Source organism: Enterobacter sp. YSU (genome assembly GCF_016082135.1).
GTDB lineage: Bacteria > Pseudomonadota > Gammaproteobacteria > Enterobacterales > Enterobacteriaceae > Enterobacter > Enterobacter hormaechei_C.
The window spans coordinates 2,490,497-2,510,194 of record NZ_CP059487.1; the positions used below are offsets into that span (position 1 = coordinate 2,490,497).

At 46.2% G+C, this 19,698-nt stretch carries 20 protein-coding genes; 15 read left to right on the forward strand and 5 right to left on the reverse strand.

Annotation, left to right across the window (positions count from 1 at the left end; all coding sequences use genetic code 11):
* Positions 1-1,838: 1,838 nt before the first annotated feature.
* From H2Z33_RS12125 to H2Z33_RS12145, 5 genes are all read right to left on the reverse strand, one after another.
* Entirely contained in the window at positions 1,839-4,259 is a 2,421-nt protein-coding gene (locus H2Z33_RS12125; protein WP_000681217.1) for an Ig-like domain-containing protein, read from the reverse strand.
* A gap of 464 nt (positions 4,260-4,723) precedes the next feature.
* Positions 4,724-5,311: a hypothetical protein gene (locus H2Z33_RS12130; protein ID WP_000491820.1), complete on the reverse strand. Its 588-nt coding sequence runs from the start codon at positions 5,309-5,311 to the stop codon at positions 4,724-4,726.
* Positions 5,312-5,354: 43 nt separating this feature from the next.
* The gene (locus tag H2Z33_RS12135) at positions 5,355-5,618 is read right to left on the reverse strand and encodes a hypothetical protein (protein WP_000149862.1); all 264 of its coding nucleotides are present in this window, start codon (positions 5,616-5,618) and stop codon (positions 5,355-5,357) included.
* Positions 5,619-5,711: 93 nt separating this feature from the next.
* Positions 5,712-6,473, reverse strand: coding sequence for a methyltransferase (locus H2Z33_RS12140; RefSeq protein ID WP_001167418.1), 762 nt, complete (start codon positions 6,471-6,473; stop codon positions 5,712-5,714).
* 80 nt (positions 6,474-6,553) lie between these two features.
* Positions 6,554-7,318, reverse strand: coding sequence for a hypothetical protein (locus H2Z33_RS12145; protein ID WP_000277498.1), 765 nt, complete (start codon positions 7,316-7,318; stop codon positions 6,554-6,556).
* A gap of 331 nt (positions 7,319-7,649) precedes the next feature.
* Here H2Z33_RS12145 and H2Z33_RS12150 point away from each other — a divergent pair, with 331 nt between their 5' ends.
* The 15 genes from H2Z33_RS12150 (at position 7,650) to H2Z33_RS12220 (ending at position 19,636) form a co-directional block, all read left to right on the forward strand.
* On the forward strand, positions 7,650-8,165 hold the full coding sequence (locus H2Z33_RS12150; protein ID WP_232350978.1) for a hypothetical protein: 516 nt from the start codon (positions 7,650-7,652) through the stop codon (positions 8,163-8,165).
* 103 nt (positions 8,166-8,268) lie between these two features.
* Positions 8,269-8,700 (forward strand): hypothetical protein, encoded by a 432-nt coding sequence (locus H2Z33_RS12155; protein WP_001251242.1) that lies wholly within the window; start codon positions 8,269-8,271, stop codon positions 8,698-8,700.
* 236 nt (positions 8,701-8,936) lie between these two features.
* Entirely contained in the window at positions 8,937-9,125 is a 189-nt protein-coding gene (locus H2Z33_RS12160) for a hypothetical protein (protein ID WP_001107529.1), read from the forward strand.
* A 32-nt stretch (positions 9,126-9,157) separates the two neighbouring features.
* Positions 9,158-9,409, forward strand: coding sequence for a hypothetical protein (locus H2Z33_RS12165; RefSeq protein ID WP_000115760.1), 252 nt, complete (start codon positions 9,158-9,160; stop codon positions 9,407-9,409).
* A gap of 402 nt (positions 9,410-9,811) precedes the next feature.
* A complete protein-coding gene (locus H2Z33_RS12170; RefSeq protein ID WP_000694551.1) occupies positions 9,812-12,202 on the forward strand; it encodes an Ig-like domain-containing protein in 2,391 nt (796 codons plus the stop codon).
* Positions 12,203-12,635: 433 nt separating this feature from the next.
* Complete coding sequence (locus H2Z33_RS12175; protein WP_000170639.1) at positions 12,636-13,106, forward strand: hypothetical protein; 471 nt, start codon at positions 12,636-12,638, stop codon at positions 13,104-13,106.
* Positions 13,107-13,155: 49 nt separating this feature from the next.
* Positions 13,156-13,452, forward strand: a complete 297-nt coding sequence (locus tag H2Z33_RS12180; RefSeq protein WP_000581857.1) for a type II toxin-antitoxin system RelE/ParE family toxin — start codon at positions 13,156-13,158, stop codon at positions 13,450-13,452.
* Between the two features lie 44 nt (positions 13,453-13,496).
* Positions 13,497-14,642, forward strand: coding sequence for a hypothetical protein (locus H2Z33_RS12185; RefSeq protein ID WP_000339750.1), 1,146 nt, complete (start codon positions 13,497-13,499; stop codon positions 14,640-14,642).
* 405 nt (positions 14,643-15,047) lie between these two features.
* Positions 15,048-15,425: a hypothetical protein gene (locus tag H2Z33_RS12190; RefSeq protein WP_000645320.1), complete on the forward strand. Its 378-nt coding sequence runs from the start codon at positions 15,048-15,050 to the stop codon at positions 15,423-15,425.
* Between the two features lie 91 nt (positions 15,426-15,516).
* On the forward strand, positions 15,517-15,945 hold the full coding sequence (locus H2Z33_RS12195; protein WP_000069824.1) for a hypothetical protein: 429 nt from the start codon (positions 15,517-15,519) through the stop codon (positions 15,943-15,945).
* A 64-nt stretch (positions 15,946-16,009) separates the two neighbouring features.
* Complete coding sequence (locus H2Z33_RS12200; protein WP_001290639.1) at positions 16,010-16,267, forward strand: hypothetical protein; 258 nt, start codon at positions 16,010-16,012, stop codon at positions 16,265-16,267.
* Positions 16,268-16,422: 155 nt separating this feature from the next.
* Entirely contained in the window at positions 16,423-17,031 is a 609-nt protein-coding gene (locus H2Z33_RS12205) for a hypothetical protein (protein ID WP_000833775.1), read from the forward strand.
* Between the two features lie 170 nt (positions 17,032-17,201).
* Entirely contained in the window at positions 17,202-18,452 is a 1,251-nt protein-coding gene (locus H2Z33_RS12210) for a site-specific DNA-methyltransferase (RefSeq protein WP_000104393.1), read from the forward strand.
* A 294-nt stretch (positions 18,453-18,746) separates the two neighbouring features.
* Positions 18,747-19,067: a hypothetical protein gene (locus tag H2Z33_RS12215; RefSeq protein WP_000834113.1), complete on the forward strand. Its 321-nt coding sequence runs from the start codon at positions 18,747-18,749 to the stop codon at positions 19,065-19,067.
* A 242-nt stretch (positions 19,068-19,309) separates the two neighbouring features.
* On the forward strand, positions 19,310-19,636 hold the full coding sequence (locus H2Z33_RS12220) for a hypothetical protein (RefSeq protein WP_000556022.1): 327 nt from the start codon (positions 19,310-19,312) through the stop codon (positions 19,634-19,636).
* The last annotated feature ends 62 nt before the right edge of the window (positions 19,637-19,698 follow it).

A 19,698-nucleotide genomic window follows, 5' to 3' on the forward strand; every position in this document is an offset into this window, starting at 1 on the left:
GGTGACAATGGCAGTGAGTTGACCCACTCACTACCATCGACATTCAAATCCCGGCTTCTCTGGTAGCTATAGTGACAATGGTAATGATGTGTACCTTACTGGCATTGTCATTGTCCTCCGAGTGTGCGTTCAGCTTTGGGAGGACACCGGAACTTAATGCGGCGAGTCACGGCCATTGTGAATCTCGATTGGATTGGCGAATACGGCTTCCGGTTGGGCCAGATGTCAATGGTTATGCTTCATCCAGCTCATTACTGTAGTCATTGCCGTTCAGCTGAGCTGATGCTCCTCTCATTCTATGTGGCGACAACGGTAGTGAGCCCAGAAAGTGACTACCGTTGTCATGGCCGTCCAGTAGAGCGGGTCAACCTCTTAAATCACAGGGTGACAACGGTATTGAGCCCAGAAAGTCACTACCGTTGTCATGGACGTCTGGTTAAGCGGATCTACCTCTCAATTCACAGGGTGACAATGGTAGTGAGCCCAGCAAGTCACTACCGTTGTCATAGTCGTCCCGTTGAGCAGATCAACCTCTTAACTTACAGGATGACAACGGTAGTGAGCCTATTAAGTCATTACCGTTGTCATTGCCATCCAGAAGAGCGGATGATCCTCTCAATTCATACGGCGACAATGGCACTGAGCCCAGCAAGTCACTTCCGTTGTCATAGCCTTCCAGAAGAGCAGATGAGCCTCTTAATTAACAGGGTGACAACGGTAGTGAGCTCATTAAGTCATTACTATTGTCATGGCCGTACAGCTGAGCTGATCATCCTCTCAATTCACACGCCGACAATGGTAGTGAGCTATTAAAGTCACTACCATTGTCATAGACGTCCAGTTAAGTGGACCATCCTCTCAATACACACGGTGACAACGGTAGTGAGCCATTAGAATCACTACCGTTGTCATTGCTTTTCAGGTGCACTGATAAGGCTCTCAATAGACACGACGACAATGGCAGTGAGCAATTAGAGTCACTTCCGTTGTCATTGCTTTCAGCTGAGCTGATAAGGTACGTCATTTACACGATGACAATGGCAGTGAGCCAATCGAGTCACTACCGTTGTTAATGCCGACCAACCGAGGGAAGGGTCCGCTCAAAGAACTGAGTGACAACAGTAGTGAGATCATCCAATCACTACCATTGTCAGCTTAAACCTGTAGGACGAAGAGGCTTGTCCGATAAAATGACGACAATGGAAATGAGCCTATCCATCACTACCACTGTCATTAAAGTCCAGCGGTTCAACGTTAATCAGTAGCTCCGGATGACAATGGTTGTGAGTCAGGCAATTCCCAAGCATTAAGTGACAGCAGCGTAACACCTCTAAGCTCACTCCTGTTGTCAGGGGTTAGGGTATTGAGTCTCTACCGTCGTCAGTGTTTCTGAGACACCAGTATTGCAGATCACTACAATTGTCACTTAAGTATCGACGGGGGAATAGATGCAAGTGACTGGCTAACCAGTACCAGTTTAGATTCAAAACGATCCCATCTTTGTGGATGCACTTGAGTAAGCTCGTATGACGATATGTCAGAGAAGTGACAACGGGAGTGAGTTGCCGGACTCACTACCGTTGTCATCCCCGGTTGAAGGAAGAGGATCCCCGGGGCTGTATATTTACCGGGTATCCTTACTCAAGGGTTTCGACACTCACTCCCATTGTCGTAATCAACGAGTGTGCATTGTCTTTTAAAAGCATCGCTGGAAACGTACGATTAAAGTAACTTTTCTTTCGGTTCTTCCTTGCGAATCTCTGAAGACGTACTGGCTGATCGGAGTCAAGGAGGGCAGTAAAATTGAAGCCGTCAGTTTTACTGTCGGCTCCGGGTAGTTACTTCAACTCGTCGATCTGAATCATGAATTCTGAGGTGCCAACTTTCCCATTTTCGGAAGGATAAACGGGTAACAGAAGATTATCCCCCTGGCCCATATCTATTTGCACCTCAACTGACTCACCTGGAGCCGCCTGTGCCCCGTTAAATTTAATACCGAAGGCTGCATCCTTCCGCACAGTCAGCGTTGCGTTCTGGACCCCTTTAGCAATTTCTCCATTTGTCTTACGCAGAACGTTAGTGGACAGGTACGCAAGGGGTACGCCATCTGTCGTTTTGAGAGGCGAACTGACCGATAATGTGCGTAGATTATGTAACTGCACAAGGTTATTCGGTAGATAACTGAACTTCTGAGTATAGGTTTTGGTATTCGACTGACTATCGGCAACTGTTACGCTAATTGAATAATTTTCAGATGGTTCGAAATTTGGGAACAGCCTCGGATACTCAGGCATGTATGTATCTTTGCCTGCCGGTGACCACGTAAGCTCAACGTTATCAGCTGTGGGGCCACCTACGAGCTGAAGACGGGTTATCCTCGGGGTTGTCAGATTATCTGCCAGAGCGATCCTGAGGTTCTCCAGGCCGTACACTACCGTATCGTCTTTTACCGGCTTTCCGTCGAATGTTATGGCCACTGTCGGAGGAGTGTTATCCAGAGCAATTTCTCCGAAAGTTTTATTGGTCTGGTTCTGGAAGAAGTCCCTGATGTTGACCTCAACGTTGTATTTTCCTTCAGACTGACGGGATAAATCATAAGCAATCGTGTAGTTACCTGAGATACGAGATTTGATTACGCCTGTGGGTGACATCCGGGTACCGGTGTTCTTATCGGAAAGATAAAATTCCCTCAATGAGACCGAGTCGAACCAGTTACCATCGCCTTCAAGTGACGCCAGTACATCCAGCTGCTTGTTAGTCTCGTCATATGATATCGAGTTTATTACCGGCAGTTGTTTATTGTTCCAGCGTGTCATAATCCATTGCTCAGACCGCAAAATGGGATTGCTGATGCTGCGAACGAAGTAAAGGATCCTATTGTAGCCCTGGGTACCCAAGGCCATATCAAACGTCTCAGGCGCTTCACACGAGGTTTTTCCTGCCGGAATGGTGCAGGTCGCCTTACCGCCGATCTCTTGTGCAAAGGGCCGGGCTTCAACGTTAAAACGAAGTCGGGAAATTTTAATTGGCAGTCGTGATGAAGCCACACTCTCAAAATCCTTCCACTTAACCCAGTTCCCCTTATCATCGAGGAAATCTACCCAGGTACCCGCAAATGCAGGCGTTTGGTTTGCAGATGGGTTTAGAACGAGGCTGTATGACGGATAATACCCTCCCCACTGGCCAAAGTTCGCCATACGAGCCATATCCCCATTAATTGAGCCATAGGGAAGAGTCATTTCAACATAAGCATAAGTGCTGTCTACAGCTATCTCTTTGGGGGCGGAATATTGATTGATGAACTGAAGCCCACCTTCTGAATAAGCACGGTAGTTAGATTTTGGGATCCGGTAGACTAATCGAATAGGGTTTTCGTTAACGACCATACCGGCTTTGTAAGCCGGATAATTAGAAACCCCGGGTACGACGCTGGAAGACGTATTTGGATCATGAACGGCCCACAGTGTCATCTCACCCAGCGTGTTGTCGTAGCGAAATTTTTGAGTTGGCAGCGTTCGGCTATTACCTGCGTTATCGAAGATAACAACTTTTGCAGTAAAGTCTTCATCCAGGTTGCTGTCTGGTATTCCGGTTCCCTTAACTGAATTCTTAGAGTAAGTGTGGTACATCTTTTGGCCGGATACGTCATACTGCATCTGTGTAGTGCTGTAGAGGCTACCGTCCTGCCTGTAAATATATATTAGGCCCTTATCAATACCATTTGCATCACTTACGCCCGAAGAGGTGAAGTCATACTGCCCCGTTGCCTCTAATCCAAGCTTCCACACGTCACCAGCGGTAGAGCCAGAACCAGTATTAGCGGTAAGAGCATTTGCCGCTGGAGGGGTGACATCAATTAGCCAGTTATAGTTATAGGTCGCTACAGGCTTCTGATTGAGATCTAACACGTTTATCTGAACGACAAATTTGCCTTCACCCAAAGCAGGCAAAGTTACTTTTTTGCCGTAGAACTCACTACCGTCAGCAGCTGTTAGTCGGTCTGATACACCCGTCCGTGTAGTCGTAGTATTAAGAATGACAGTTCCAGTGTCTTTCGTGACTTTGACATTAACGAAACGATCAAGACCTGAAATAAGTGTCAAAGTTACCGGTGATGCCGGATTAAGCATAAGACGAGAAGACGGGGCGTGGATCTCAATACCGTTCGTGTCTTTAAAGGCCGATTCATATATCTGAGCTGGGGCCTGAACAGACATACCGAGTCCGGCTACAGCAGTAATAAAAGCGAGATGTTTCATTCTTATTCCCCTTTAGGTTTGGTGTTATTTTAAGCTTTTCCTAAAGGTCACTATGTTCGTAAAAGTATAAAAAACTTCTCCATATGGTGCTCGAAATTACAAATCTATAATTTGCCTTTCGACAAACCTTATTGTGCGTTCAGGACGGAAATCTTTCTTTTTGGAATTACATCTGACATTTCTGTGGTGTCCAAACTGGCAACGATTGCAAAACTTATAACATTAGCCTGAAACTATCGGCATCCACATATCGCATTAAGTGATGCTTTTACTTTGTGTAAAAAAGAATCAGGATAAATTAGGTATGTCAGATATAAATGCGTTAACGGACGGCATATATGAATCAAAACCTGGCGGCATTACGCCACCAGTCGAGAGGGGAGTGAACCTCAGTCAGTACGTCTACCTTCGTTCCGCAAGGCGCTTCTTGTTGTGAATTACAAACTGCCCTGGCGAGAACTGCATCATTTCACCCCTAGCAACACACGTGCCTCTTCAACGGTTTGCCAAGAAGGCATTGCTACGCCAGATTGAGTGCCGTTGCCCCTGCGCTCACCTGTGTCACATTCTACATAAAGACGCATCAGCATCGCTTCTGTTTCAGCGGCCCGGCTATTATCCATTACCAGTTCTGCTGCGCGTCGTAGCTGTTCTGGAATGTCATTCCACATTCCCGCACCACTTCTGTCTTTGTTAGTGAGCAAGTCTTCAATAGCAGATGAAGCCATGTTAAGCAGGTCAGCCGAAACTAAAGGCATCGGCGGGGCGGTATAGAGGATTCGACGTCTTCCGCGTCTGTCTGGATCGTATTTATCATAAAAAGCTTTGTTCACATCTTCCCAGTGCCACTGAAGTTGCCCGGTTGCGTCATGGTGGCAAAACTCGCACTGATAAACAGGCGCAATCGACATAACTGCCTTTCCAATACGTGCCAGTACAGCAACTTCGTCAGCTCTGAGACTCATTGCTTCGCTTGGGTTACTACCCTCGGCAAATTCCAAAATTTGTTCAATACGTTCTGGTGTGAAAGTGGTCATAGGCTTTGAAAACATATTTTTCCAGTTGTGCTTACCATATCATCAGGCATTAGGAGCGTTAGCGAATAATTAACAGGTCAGGACCAAAACTAAATCCTTCCCCCATACGGTCTTCATGACGGGAGACATATGCCTTACCGTATTTCTCCAGATCCTGTAAGCGATCTTTTGCCAGATTCCACGAGTATTCCTGGCCCCACACGGGTCCGTCACGCCCGTCAAAGCGGTCAGGTTTACAATTTGCTTTCAGAAGAGCGTAGACATGCTCCACCGTGGGTAGCTGCAAAGCACTATTAGCCTGAGAAACGGCAGTATGCGTCATTTCTGTTCACTCTTTATTGATTTAGTCAGTTAAGCCGGTCAGGTAACTTTAACCGGCTACTCGTATTAAGATTTCTTTCCGGTTGCTTGTCAGTTAGCGGCGAAGATCAATTTCAAGGCGGGCTGTTTTGACCTTTGTTCCGGACTCCCTAAATGTATCATCCGGAAGAGGCGAAATTTGTCCGCCAAGTTGTTTGACTCGCTCCCTGAGCGCTTTTGTCAGTGTGTCTTCCCGGAACAATACCCCAGCTGACAGAATGGCCTGTAAGCGACCTCGCTTAGCGAGCATTGCGATGGCATGCATGACTTGTTTAACGTCAGAGCGTTTAAGGAATGGTGGATTCATAACGATAACATCAAAAGTTTCATCGGGCTGGTACCCAAGAAAGTCGGTATGCACCAGCTCGACTCCTGTGCTAAGGACACTATCGTTCTTCACTGCAAGGAATCGCTCATCGTTCAATTCGATCCCGGTAATCAATGCATCCGGAGCCGCCAGTTTTAAGGCTTTCAGAATGCGGCCATCACCAAACTCTGGCTCCAGTACACGCTCCCCGGCAGCTGGTTCAGCGCGTAGAACCATATCTGTGACTAAATTCTCAGGTGTAGGGAAGAAATTGAACAGATCTCGTGGGATGTCAACCGAACCTGTCAGAATGATTTGCTCGATACGCTCAGCTGCATCCGCCGTAAAAATATGTGCCTGCTCTTTTCGGTTCCATTTGCCACCGGCGGCTTCGAGCACTTTGTTTGTCTTAACATAAATGCTGCGGTCGAGCTGGTCGGCCAGGAAAAGAAAGTTCCCTTCAGCACGGCAGCGAGATAAGACGTTCAGAACTTCAGTTGAGATTTGCATTAAAACTCCATTAAGAGGATTTACCCGCCTGGCGGCAGCGGGTTGGTTACTTAAACGGGACAATTCAGATTTGGCCTTGGTTAGTCGGCAGACAACAGCAGGGATGGGCTGTTATAAGAGAAGCGGTCAACGGGAGCCTTATCAAATCGCTGACCGCTTGCATCAGGGGTCAGAACGAGTCCGTTATGGGCGCAATGAATGTGGAGCAACATATCCCCGCCGGTGTTGATGTGTAAGGCAGGCACACCCTGATCGATTTCGAACATGACACCAAAACAGGGGTTACCTTCCTTGTTAACAACTTCACAGTGGATGTTATGTTGGCCGGTAACGCTGACCTGATAGGCCTGACTGTCCTCTTCTGGCAGTGTTTCCTCCTCCAGGCGCCAGTCCTGAAGTGTGAGGCTAATTTCAGGGGTGTCATGCTCTTTCTGAAGAGCCTGGATACCTTTACGGAACAGCTGCATCATTTCAGGAGTAAGGCAGTCTTCCTCAGCTCCAAAATGTTCTTTCCAGCCTTCAGGATCTGCATACATCCAGACGTTTTTAGCGAGCGAAGGTAAGGAAGCATCAGGCTCTACAAGGAGGTGAGGGATGTTCTCTTTGATTCCGAGATAACGTACCGGCTGGCCATTAAGCGGTAACCCATCCGACACTGTAACTTCTGTTCCTGGCAAGACGACGCTGTTTACCAGACCTCCACAATGTTCGGCCACCACGCGGCCTAAATCTGCCATAAACATCCGATGCTTTTCTGGTGAGTCCAGCTCACCAAGGAGTTCAGGTTTAAGCAGTAAACCGGTAATAATCTCAGTCAGTTCACGAGGAGATACTAATTTATACATTTTGTTTTCCTTTTCTGTGTTGGCTTTATATTACCAATCCAGATGCACGAGCTAATAACCTCCAGACAACTTTTTCAAAAATTATTTACTTAAAGCAGGGTGCTAATATGCGCAAGAAATGAATTTAGGAAGGACGGCTTCAAATTTAACTTTTTGGTTTTTTATTTTAGACGGACTTTAAAATAGCATCGTTGATAAAATAATAAACATGGTTTGTTTTTTTGTTTGTATTGACAATCAAATGGGTATAAATTAATTTACTTACATGGCGTATATTTAACGCCACCGCCCCGGCGGCACCGGGCATAAAAGGAAAACCATTTTGAAACCGATGCTCAAAAAAGATTTTTTTTCAGCTATTGAAAACCTTCTCAAAGCTGGCTTTCAACCTCGCTTTTACACTGTTAACAGTGGCCGAATCGGTCTCATTACATTCACTGATAAAAATGGAACAAAACAGGTCGAACAGGTTTATTCCTGCACTTCTTTAGCCGCCAATACTTTTGGAAAGCGCTTCACCACTTGGTTAGAAGAAATTTTTCAAAAGCATAATGAAGAAAAAGTAGCTGATTCCGGGTTCGAGGTTGGTAGCCGTGTCTGGGATAAATTGATGTATACGTTGCGCACCATTTCAGAAATTCGTGCCGGGGGGGTGCTGGTGCTGGATAACGGTGCACAGCGTACACTGGATGAAGTGCAAAAAACGGCACCTGAAACAAACCAGGTGCAGCCAAAGGAAATCTCTTCACTTCAGGAGCTGCTGAACGCTTCCAAAAATCTGGAGCCGACTTCGCCTGAGCTAATTGCGGCTCTTAATGAGGCTCTGTCAACCGCCATAAAACGGTGAATGCAACGGCAGTCTGGCACATCAGGCCTTGTCAGAGATTAGGCCTGAAAAGCACTTACGTACCGATATAACACCTAATTCCCCTCTAAGGAGATTGCCCTAAATGGCGATGAATAAAAAAGAACAAGCCGCGTATGATGAGCTGGTGGCACAGGCCAGAATAAACCGCGCTTTACGCTGGTCTGACTATGGCGTTGAACGCGATATGCCCGTACCAGAGGTCTCGGGGGAATACCAAAACGGCTGGAGCTTCAACACCGCCACTGGCACTGTTTATCCGACATGGAGCGGAACTACGGTTCACGGCACACGGGAAGAGGGAGAGGTTGTCGATGCAACCTCCCGCCGCATGCGAGGCATGAATGGTAGCCAGAACGGCATACCACAATACAGCACCAAAGAACGCGCCCTGAAGGCATTACGCTGTTCGCTTGAAATCAAGTTTGCCATGCAGCTGGATGCCATAGATAAAGCTATCGCAAAAGAAATAGAGCTGTCCACCGCTCGCCGGGAGAGCGATACATCAGATGCCTAGCGGTAAACCATCAATTCAGGCCCGTGATCAGAGGGGCCTTAACGCCCTGAAAGAGGCGGTTCCAGCGACGGCACAACTACAGATGCGGGTTACCCCTGAACGTAAACTGCGTTACGTCAATCAGGCAAAGGCCGAAGGTCTGGGTCTAACAGACTGGGTCCAAAAGCATATGGATAACGTGTGTGATCTGGCAGGCCAGCCTGAAATAACCATGTACAAAGATGATGGAGAAACAAGTGGCCAAAAATAACAACAGTCTCAAACAGCATGTCTTCAATATGCTGTCGGCTGGCAGCGAACTTAAAGAAGTGAAGCGTTTTCTCACCAGCAAGCGAGTTAAAGCCCGCCTGGCAGTGTCAATGATCCACGAGCAGGCGATTGCTGTGCAGAACACTGAATACCAGAATTATCCGGCTTATAGCTAACTGGTAACAACAATTACAGAGAGATACTTAAAATGAGCGTAAACCCAGAATACACCAGGGTTCAGCATGTCCAGATTATTCGCGAGCGAGATGGGCAGAAGGAAGTTGTTCGAGTCTATGATGAAGATGGCGACGTGGTTCTGTGTTTACCTGCCTACATTCAGGATGAGGAAATAAATCTTATTCTGCGCCGGTTGAATGACGTATATTCAGTCGGATATCGTGTAGGTGATGCAGCCCGCCGCCGCGCCATCAAAAAAGCGCTGGGGGATGATGAGGAGTAAGGCCATTTTTACTGGCAAGATATCTGTATACCGGAGTCTTTAGAGTACGTTCTAATGGCTCCGGATTATTAATACTGTTTTACTCATGCAATAAAAAGCAAACCAAAATTCTTTCGCTAATTCATTTTTAAATGCTCAAATCATTAAATGTAAGGAGCGTTATTTATCAATAGGTATGGCGTTCTTAATGGCTATTAAGCTAGTTCTGCTTTCGCTTGCTTCTGGAAATTAGGGAAACCTAATTTTACCCTATCAAAAAGTAACTTTTCTGGTTTTGTTGCATTCACGTAAACAAAAAAAGTCCCGCCGGGCAGAAAAGAAAAACATCAAAAATAGCTATTTTCCCGAAAAGATCACGAACACTGAAAAAGTATCATGGGGAACCTGATCAGGAGACAACCCATGAAAATCAAACTAGCCCTGCTTATTGCATTTGCAGGTTTCAGCGCAGGAGCTTCCGCTGAAATCGCAGAATTCAGCTTTAAAGATACCCTGAACGTTAAAAAGACCGTATCGCCTGCATCCGTATGGATTAATCCGGTAACGAGCTTTGACGTTGCCGTTATTTCCGGTCTGGACCGTTATATTACGCTCAGTCTGCTGAAAAGTGACGGGAGCCTCATCTGGAGCACGAAAAGCAGCCTGGTTACCGTTGATGACCGTACCACATCTTCGACAGGCTTTGATTATTACGGCAAGACTCTGACCGTACCAGCGATGGGAGAAGATAGCTTCACCCTCAGAGAGGTGATTACCGACTTGCAAGGGAAGGAGGTCTCCCGGCAGGATTACCCGCTTGCAATTGACCGAACGCCTCCGGCAACGGGTACCATAAGTTATACGAGAAATGGGTGGAACTTTGGCAGCGAAGCGATCTTCACTTCAGTACCAGCCGGTATGCAGTACGCCAGCGTCCAGGCACTGGTCTTTAATGGACTGAGTGATAAAGGTTCCGGGCTTGCTAATGCTGAATATTTCATAACCGATGCCGCTGGAGTGGAGCGTAAAAAGCCAGCGGAAATTAATACAGTGGAAGGTAGCGTAACCGTTCAAGTCGCCGACGCAAGCAGCAATGCCCTGGCACCGGAAAACCGCTCTGAATATAAAGTGGGGATCTACCTTTATGACAAAGCGGGAAACAGGAGCGAACTAAGCCGCCGAAGCGTAATTGATCGGGTTAAGCCTGACGATATCATCCAGGTGCAGGACGCCACTACCGGATCATGGGTCTCCTATCAGTCTGGCATGACCGTCTTCCAGAACCCTATTTCCGTACGGGTATTAAGGAAGAAAAGTGACTTTACTGCTGTTAACGGTTCCAAATATGGCTGGGCGGACTCGAATTTCCAGACGTCCGATAGCACTTATAATATCTATACTTTCAAATACATATATCCAAATGTGGGGGATACTTATCATGAATTTCAGACTCTGGCGGGAGGAGTAAGACGAATTCATCATAACTCCCTCAACTTCACTCCAGCCCCGGCGATGGAAATAGCCCCGAAGATAGTGGCTAAAGAGATGTACCGGAGTGATACCAGTGAGTGGTTAACTCAGGCCTCAATCAGCGTTAAAACCGCCACCATTAGCCGCATAAAGGTAACCGCAGAACCCCGACCATACGTGCAAAAGTTCAGAACGGTAAAAAATGCAGCCTGGTTCTGCACTATTCCTGTCGGACAAAGTTCATGCGAGATGACGGTTAACTTCAACTACACCAGTGACAAAGGATTTGAGTATCTGCATCTTTACTCGGGAAAAGATGGTGACAGCATATTCGATGCGCTTGCTGGTAATTTTACGGTTATCTGGGATAACAACCCACCGGTGGTTAATGTCGCTCAGGTAAACAAGGCCTCCAAGACAATCACTATGACGGCCACCGATAATGATCGCGTCAACGCCTGGAACATCAGCTACTGGGATACCAAAGTTTTCGAAGCCACCCTTAAAAATGCCCGGGGGGAAACTTTCACCCTGAAGCCTGTGACTGTCAGTGAAAGCGATTATAAAACCAAAAACGCCACTTTCTCATACGCTGGTCTACCGGACGGGGATTATACGGTTGTTAGCGTGTCTGCCACGGATCTTGTTGGAAACACAGGAACCAAAACGCTTAATGCACCGCTGAAAATTGACTCAACGCTTCCGGTTATTGCGTTCAGCTTTAATGGCGCAGACGCAGAAGGAAAACTGGTTAAAGGGCTTGAGAACCTACGCATAAGCGTTACTGATGCCTCTGGGGATGCTTCCCTGATATCGCTTCAGCTCGCTGGTGGACCTAACTCTGAAAAGGTCACCCTTGCATTCACGCCGCTATCCAAGGATGTCTTTATTCCTGAATACCCCAGAATCTTCCCCAATACTGACGAATCGGGACAGATGTATCATCTGGAGGCTCTGGCTATTGACGAATCAGGTAACCGGACCACTAAAACGCTTAATTTTACCTACCAGCCAGCTAACCTGATTATGCTGGATAATCTCAAGACGCTGGCCACAGCCGTAGCACTGAAAGCAACGGACAACACGCCGCTGGCCATCATCCGAACCAGTGTGTTGCGTCGTCAGGACGGTTCTATCATTACCGGACAGTTAAACGGAACCCTGACTGTTCAGAAAAACGCCCAGTTCGGCGTTACGGTTGCCGGAGTTACGGTCCAGCCTGGTGAAACTAAATCGCTGTCACTGGATCTTGGTAATGGTGAAGAGCGCACATATCCCGTTACTCCCGCTGTAAGTGGTCAATCTGGCACGGCCACATTTGCTATAGAATTCCCTCAAACATAAACCCTACACAAGGGTACGGTAGTATGCCGTACCCTGTTACGCCATCCTCAATGTAAAATGTAGAGTTGAGCATGACTTAATTATTACTTTCTCATTAAGTGTCTCTTAAACTGCAAACGGGAAAGTAATATTCCCGAGACGGGAAGGACTCCTTCCTTTTGGTTATAATCTATGATGCTAAACTGTGTAATTACACCGGAACAATGTCCTCGTTTAAATCGCTGGCACCAGTACATGATTTATCCATGAATGCTTTTTGATGCAATTTTACTTCAGAATGCTCTTAATTTTTTAAACAAATTATATTTGAATCCTTCGTGTATAAATTTGCAGACCCTCTCTCAATGTTTTTTTAAAATATTTACTCTCAGGTTATTAGCCAGTAGATTCATTCTGTCATGATTACTCCAGAACTAACCGGAGGAATCACATTATGACCAAATATTATGATCGCAGTGGAATTGAAATCTCCAGCGCAAAAATCCGCTGTGTTGATTCTGTAAAAGGTACTGCGGAATATACTTTTCGTATTGTTTGCGATAAATGCAATGGGCGGGGAGAGCGTAAGCATTTTTATAGAAGTCGCTGTATGGCTTGTAAAGCCACGGGTTACAGCCTCGAAACGACCCGTACTGCTTACACGCTGAATGCGCTGTACCGCATTAATGCGCAAGCTGCCCGCAAAGTGTCAGCATCCCTGCAAGACGAGCGTTTAAGGACTGAAAGCGCCCACAGTTCTGCGTTCACAGCATGGTGCAGGTCTCATCAAAAAATGGTTGATGCAATCACCCAACAATCCAGTAGTAATAATTTTCTGGAAAGCCTTAAGTCTTCTTTAACCCACCAGCGTCAGTTAAGTGATAAGCAGCTGGCAGTTGCCGCCCGCATTTTAGGTATTCATTAATTCAAAGCCCTTTTAATTTAATTTTAAGGTCAATTATTACGGAGGAACTATGATCCATTCATTTAAAGACAGACGGCTTGAAAAGTTCTTCCGTAATGGAAAAACAACGGCAGGTATTCCTTCTGAAATTATTAACGCAATTCTGTGTCGACTTGAAACGCTGGATAATGTCCAGAGTGAGCGGGAGTTATTATCCAACAGCTTGCGTTATGAACGCTTAAGAATGACGTCAAACCGTTATTCCTCCATTCGAGTAAACTCTAAGTATCGATTATTCTTTGAATGGAATGATGGCGCACATAATGTTCATTTGTCTGCACATGACTATAAATCGCTCATCCATTAAGGTTAAAAATGAAGCTATTTTCAATTTCATCCCGGGATACAAGCATGGACGCGATGTTTTATATCCAGGCCAGTACTAAACAACAGGCAAGTTACATATTTAGTACCCTTTCCCCGAAGCCTACTGCGAACTGCCAGCTTACAGATTTGCAGAATGAGACGGTCGTCCCTTCCATAAGCCCTATTTCGCTTTCACTTAACCCCTGGTCGATCAATTCCCAGTCCCGAACCCGGGAACTGCGTATGGCCACGCATGGTCTTAACCTGATCTGTGCAGTCACGGATGAGCATACCCGTCAGATAGTTGACTTTTGCGATAACCTTGGACAGCAGCTTAAGGATCCGGACGACAAAAGCGCCTGGGTTAAGCTCATTAATTCTGAATGCGCTTTGCTTAATTCTCCGCGTCTCTATCCCGTTCTGCTTGAGCCGGATACACCGGCACAATTTGAAATCTTTGTGCCAGCTCCGGAAGATGGAGAACACGACACGGTCATAGCCAGCGTTGTTAAAGAATGTTTCGGAGATGAATGCCGGTACAGAGTAACGGACAAAGCTTTTGCAATGTCGGAAAAGCCAGTCATCAGGCTGGAAGCTCATTTCAATGACAAACGCGAAAAGGTTTTAGAACTGACCTTTTCCTGTTTCAATCTTTCACTCTCAGCGTCCGTGCATGAAAACCAGCTACGTCAGATTTTGTTACTTTGCGAAGACTTTGGCGTAAGGCTTCAGGGTAGAGCAGGGGCATCCTGCCACGTTAATATGCGCAGTGCTTACCGTCGTCTTGCTCATGTTGGCACCGGCTCTCGCCCAGGTGATGACAGTGATGTGCGGGTCTATACCTCGTTAAAAGAAGAAAAAGATGTTAAGAGGCTGCTTGATAAGTCAACCAGGGGAAGTGAGCTTGTACCGGCGAGGCACGGGCAGCAGTTTAACGGGGTCTTAGTGAATGCCACACCCGCATCGGCCACTACTGGTTTCATTTACCTTTCGCATGATTTTCCGGAAGGCCAGTTTATGATGACAGCCGAGGTGTTGCATGTTGGAATTACACCAGGCGGTATTTACTACATTGAAACACTGGACGGTTACCGGTTTATCGTGACAGCGTTTGAGAAGGGATTAATGAACGGTTTGAGGGAGTTTATAGCTGCAAATGAGGAATATTTTAAGTATTACCGCTGGTCTTAGTATCTGAGCTGAAACCGGTAGGCCAGGGAAGGCAACCGGGAAAATGCAATTTAACCTGATCCTATACCTACGACTATCTTTATCCACTTATAATAGCCTCACCAAATTATAATGCCCGATCACCGCATTTGCTTAAACCTCACATATTCTTCTTATGCTTCCCCTGATAATCTACGACCGAAAGACAAAGGAAAGTGAATACGAAATAAGATTTATGAGCACATAAAAGTTACTTTTCCTTGGTGGCACATCACAAACATTGTGGGTTTCATAATCCTTTTTGTTATTTAAAAAGGATGTGTTCAATTCTAATTAAAGGTGGTATTTTTTTTGAAAGTTTGCTGGGAGGTTATTAGCTGGGGGGATGGGTAACAGTATAATAAGTACAGATGAAAAGGAGGTTTTATGAAAGCGTTAGACGTGGTTTCAACTCAACTCAACTTTATTAATCTGTTGGATCAGGCAGGATATGCTCTTTCAGAAATTGTTGTAAAACGCTTCAGTGCTGCACCAGCCTTTAACGAAGGGCACTGGTTGTTCATTGCAGAGCAGGATAACCGCTACATTGAAGTGGTCTGTATTCTCTCTTTAGCTTCAGAAAGCGGAGAGCAGCATATTGATGTTTTTATTAATATGTTCGAAGACCCGATTGATGATGTTATTTCACGAAACATTGAAACCAAAACCTTTGCGACGCTTTATAAATACATTGAACGTATACCTTTTACTCCGGGTGTAAAGAAAGAATTCTTGAGCAGTATTGAGAACATCAATTTTAGTTAATCAAAAACCACAACTTTTTGCCACCAAGTTATTAGGTAATGCTATCAACCTGATATAATTACCTTAACATGAATATGAGCGGAGCCGGGTTATGTCTAATAATACTGAAGTCATTAGCTGTGATTTATTTTCAACTCTATCTTCACTTAATTTTAGCACCGAGGATATTACAGGTTTGACTCCGGCCAACTTTCGAAAGGGAGCTTTCTTACATGCAAAAATTTCTGCTAGCCAGGCCACGCGAGCGACTGATATTTCCATTCAATTACTCACGGATCGTGTTTCAGGTGAAATGAACTACGTAATAGTAATTGGCAGGCACGAAGGACTCCTGCAAAGCGAAGCAATTGACCCAAACGCTGATAAGCAATACCGGGAAAACCGTTATTCTCGCCATTTTATCTCAGTAACCGATGCCAATACCAAAGCCCTGAAAAAAACCTGCAAGGTAATGAAAACATATATCAAAGAGCAGGCATTTAAGCCTAACACCTGGGGGCACAGTTTCATTAAGGGTTGATTTATTCTTGCCCCGGTGAGCCGGGGCAACGCTAAATTAACCTCAAACTGTGCTGGAGGCACAAATGTCTGAAAAACACTTTATCGTTAAAATCCAGAACCGAAACGGCGACCATGAGAATAGCTATGTTCGGTTACTCGTCAGCGATTGTGAGAAAAATGCTTGCCAGACGGCACTCATTTCAGAGTGCCATGGCGAGCTTGAACAGCTGAGTTTTGAAGACGGTGGGGTTTACGACTACAACGGCGAAAATCACTACAGTGTCAGGAGCTGCGTGGAGGTTGCTCCAGAAGACGTTGCAACTTTGCAACGCTTCCTTTAACACCTGCGACATTTGATTAAATATCGGGCGTCCGCTACAGGATGCCCGTGATTTAAACGATTCCTCAAAGATCGCTGTCACTCCTGATAACTGTATTAAGAGCAGGTTTGTGATAGGTTCAGCGTAACAACATTACTGGAATTTTGGTTGCCTTGATGAAGAGCTGCTTTTCTGATTTACCCGTTAAAGACGGCACGTCCGGAACCTGGAAACTGGACACATTCGAAATTACCGCAGATAAGGCGATGAGCCTCGCCCTTCGTGCCGAGTATACAGGTAATACAGACGAGTTTATCCCGCCCGGTAGATATCGGCGTTTGTCCAACGGCTGGGATGTGGTGATGTCCAATACCCCGATGGAGATCAGAACCTGCCAGGATTTTTTAGAGCGAGCCACCGGGCGCGTGCTCATTAATGGTCTTGGTCTGGGGATGGTGCTTCACGCCATTCTTCAAAAAGAAGATGTAACCCATGTAACAGTAATTGAAAAAGAACAGGACGTTATTAACCTCGTTGCGGCCTCGTTTGCAAACGATCCTCGCGTTGAAATTATCCATGCTGATGCAATGATGTATTGCCCACCAGCAGGCGTCACGTACAACGCATGCTGGCACGACATATGGCCAGACTTCGCAACAGCTAACCTCTCACAGATGGATAAGCTGGAAATTAAGTACCGGGACATCTGTGAATGGCAGGGCTCGTGGGGCAGGGAGGAGTGTGAGCAAAAGCACATTGAGTTTCAAAATCTTGGGGCTGATTGAGTACAACTTTTGAAGGTGTCTCCGCTAAAGAAGACTGGGTCTCTTTGCGCATGCCCAGCTGTGCTGCATGACCTGACAAAGCCTATAAATAAACAGATCGGTTTGATTTAGTAATCCCCCTTCCAACCATCAGGCCGATATTTAAACTGCATCTCCATTAAGGATGGCTGATGAGCACGATTTCTACGGATTTAATTGCACGGATCTACGCAGCCTCCGAATTGCCGTTGAGCAACGACGAGCTTTATCGCGAAGTGCAGCGTGAAACTGGCATGTCGGATGCCGAATTGCACGAACTGAAAGAATTTGGGTCAGATAAAACCAGAACCAGCGGCGTCAAACACAAAGTACGCTGGTTTCAGCAGACTCTTCGGCAGGCCGGAGTCATCGAACGCGTTCCAGAAAAACGGGGCGTCTGGAGATACTCCTCTAAGACGAAAACAAACCTACACGAGTCATGGGAAAAGCTCTGTGTTGTCGGTTTCTCAACTTCTCTTGGGGCATCGGTTTTTGGAAACGCCTATGCCTTCTTCAGCAATATCACAGAGCAAATTCATCTTTGCCTGACCTCGCCGCCTTACCTCCTTCGAAATTCAAGAGACTACGGGCATGGCGGGGGGCGTGGCGAGCAGGTTTATATTGACTGGCTTCTGCGTATCCTCGAACCGATCGTGAAACAGCTTGTACCCGGCGCAAGTGTGGCATTGAATATCACTCAAGATAGCTTTAATAGGGGCAGGCCTTCACGTTCTCTGTATCTGGAGCGTCTGACACTGGCATTATGTGACAAGCTGGGGCTTGAGCTCATGGACAGGCTTCAGTGGGTGAATCGCAGTAAGCCCCCATCGCCAACGCACTGGGCATGTAAGCAACGAGTGCAGCTCTGCTCATCGTATGAGCCTGTGCTGTGGTTTACCAATGATGCGAGTAAGGTTCGTTCAAACAACTTACGTGTACTGCAACCGCATTCAGAGCAGCATCTTAAATTGCAGGCAGCAGGCGGTGAAAATCGCACGACCTTTTATGGTGATGGGGCGTACCAGCTTAAAAGCGGATCCTTTGGAAATAAAACAGAAGGAACGATCCCCAAAAATACTTTGTTTTACGGCAATAGCTGCGCTGATACGAGATTTTGCCATTCCATTGCCCGCGAGCTAGGTTTTCCGCTGCATGGTGCAACGTCTCCTACCAGGCTTGCAGCGTTTCTGATTGAGTTTTTGACAGAGCCGGGAGATCTTGTTGTAGATCCCTTCGCTGGCCTGCATAAAGTTCCCATCGCAGCCGAGCGACTTGGCAGACGTTGGCTGGCGACGGACAAAATCATGGAATGGCTGGCGATTTCCCGAAACCTTTTTACGGCCGCACCGGGATATAAGAGTAACCCCATGCTGGACGAGCTCGCCGAACTGTATCGGGCTTAATGCAAGTTAACGGTTTTGATAAAGTGGTTTGAAGCGACAAGCGGTTTATTCATTTTGCATTGTTTCTACCATAAAATGACAATATTAACGGCTTAGCATACGCCGCAGAGATAATTAGGGTGCCATTCATTTCCGGTTGTCTGTATTAACGAGTGTATTCAATATTCACTTGTTTCTCCGATATAGACCCAACAAAAAAAACTGATGGTTGTGATACAGAACTTGTTGAATTAACATCCGGTACATTAACTATATTGGTAATTTAGACGGTTTCTAAATTAAAGGTGGACAGATATGAAGTCAGATACAGAAATGGTTTCTCCTATCGAGTTGCACATTGGCGATCATGTCCAGCGGCATGGTGCTTTATTTGAGGTTATGCATATTGTTGAATCCGAATGCGATATTCCCGGCGGCATCCGGGTAGCAGCATGCATTTCACGGGTTATCGGTGACGTTACGGGCAATATTCCTCGTGGTTGGCTGGAAACACCGAAGCGTATGGCTGAGCGAGGAGTTAAGTGGGCGACGAGTCTGCCTGAGGGGCTTTACTTTAACATCCAGGGGAACGCACATGCGAAAGTAAGCCGGGTTATTCGTAATGTGACTAATTGAAACTTTTTTCTGAATTGCGGTGTAAAAGTTACTTTTCACCGCATCGTTTTCCCTAACTACTAAATCAGAGCTTCTCTGAAATAAGCGGATTTAACCGCTAGCGATTTATTCAGGCCATTTTATTCTAATCATTATCCTACACTTCAAAAATATTCATTATTTTTTCTTCTGACCTATTAGCCAGAATTCTCGATTCGGTATCATTTACTTACGGTAAATCTTTTGAAAACGAGGTAAATGGCATGCATTCTCAGGATCCTATCACGAAATTAACCCAGACGTTGCAACGCGACGATGGTTCTCAGGTTCGTATTGTAGCGCAGCGGGGATATGGAAGTGGGCTTACAGCCTCGCTTGATGTGTACGTTCTCCGTCGTGATTCCTCTGAAAGCAACTGGTCACTGTGCGGAAAAGATCCTCACCCAGAGTGGAGAAAGATGTCAGTAGATGAGTATCAGAAATTTGGACGCTCTGAAATGCTGCGTTATGCCACACCAGGTGAAATTCTCAGGGTGGCATCCGCTATTGGCCAGCCAATGAGCTTCCTCGATGGCAACCCTGCGTTTTAGCCCGAACCCTGGCGACGCCTTTTAAACCGGCGTCATTCTTTTTACGAGCAACAGACGGAGAA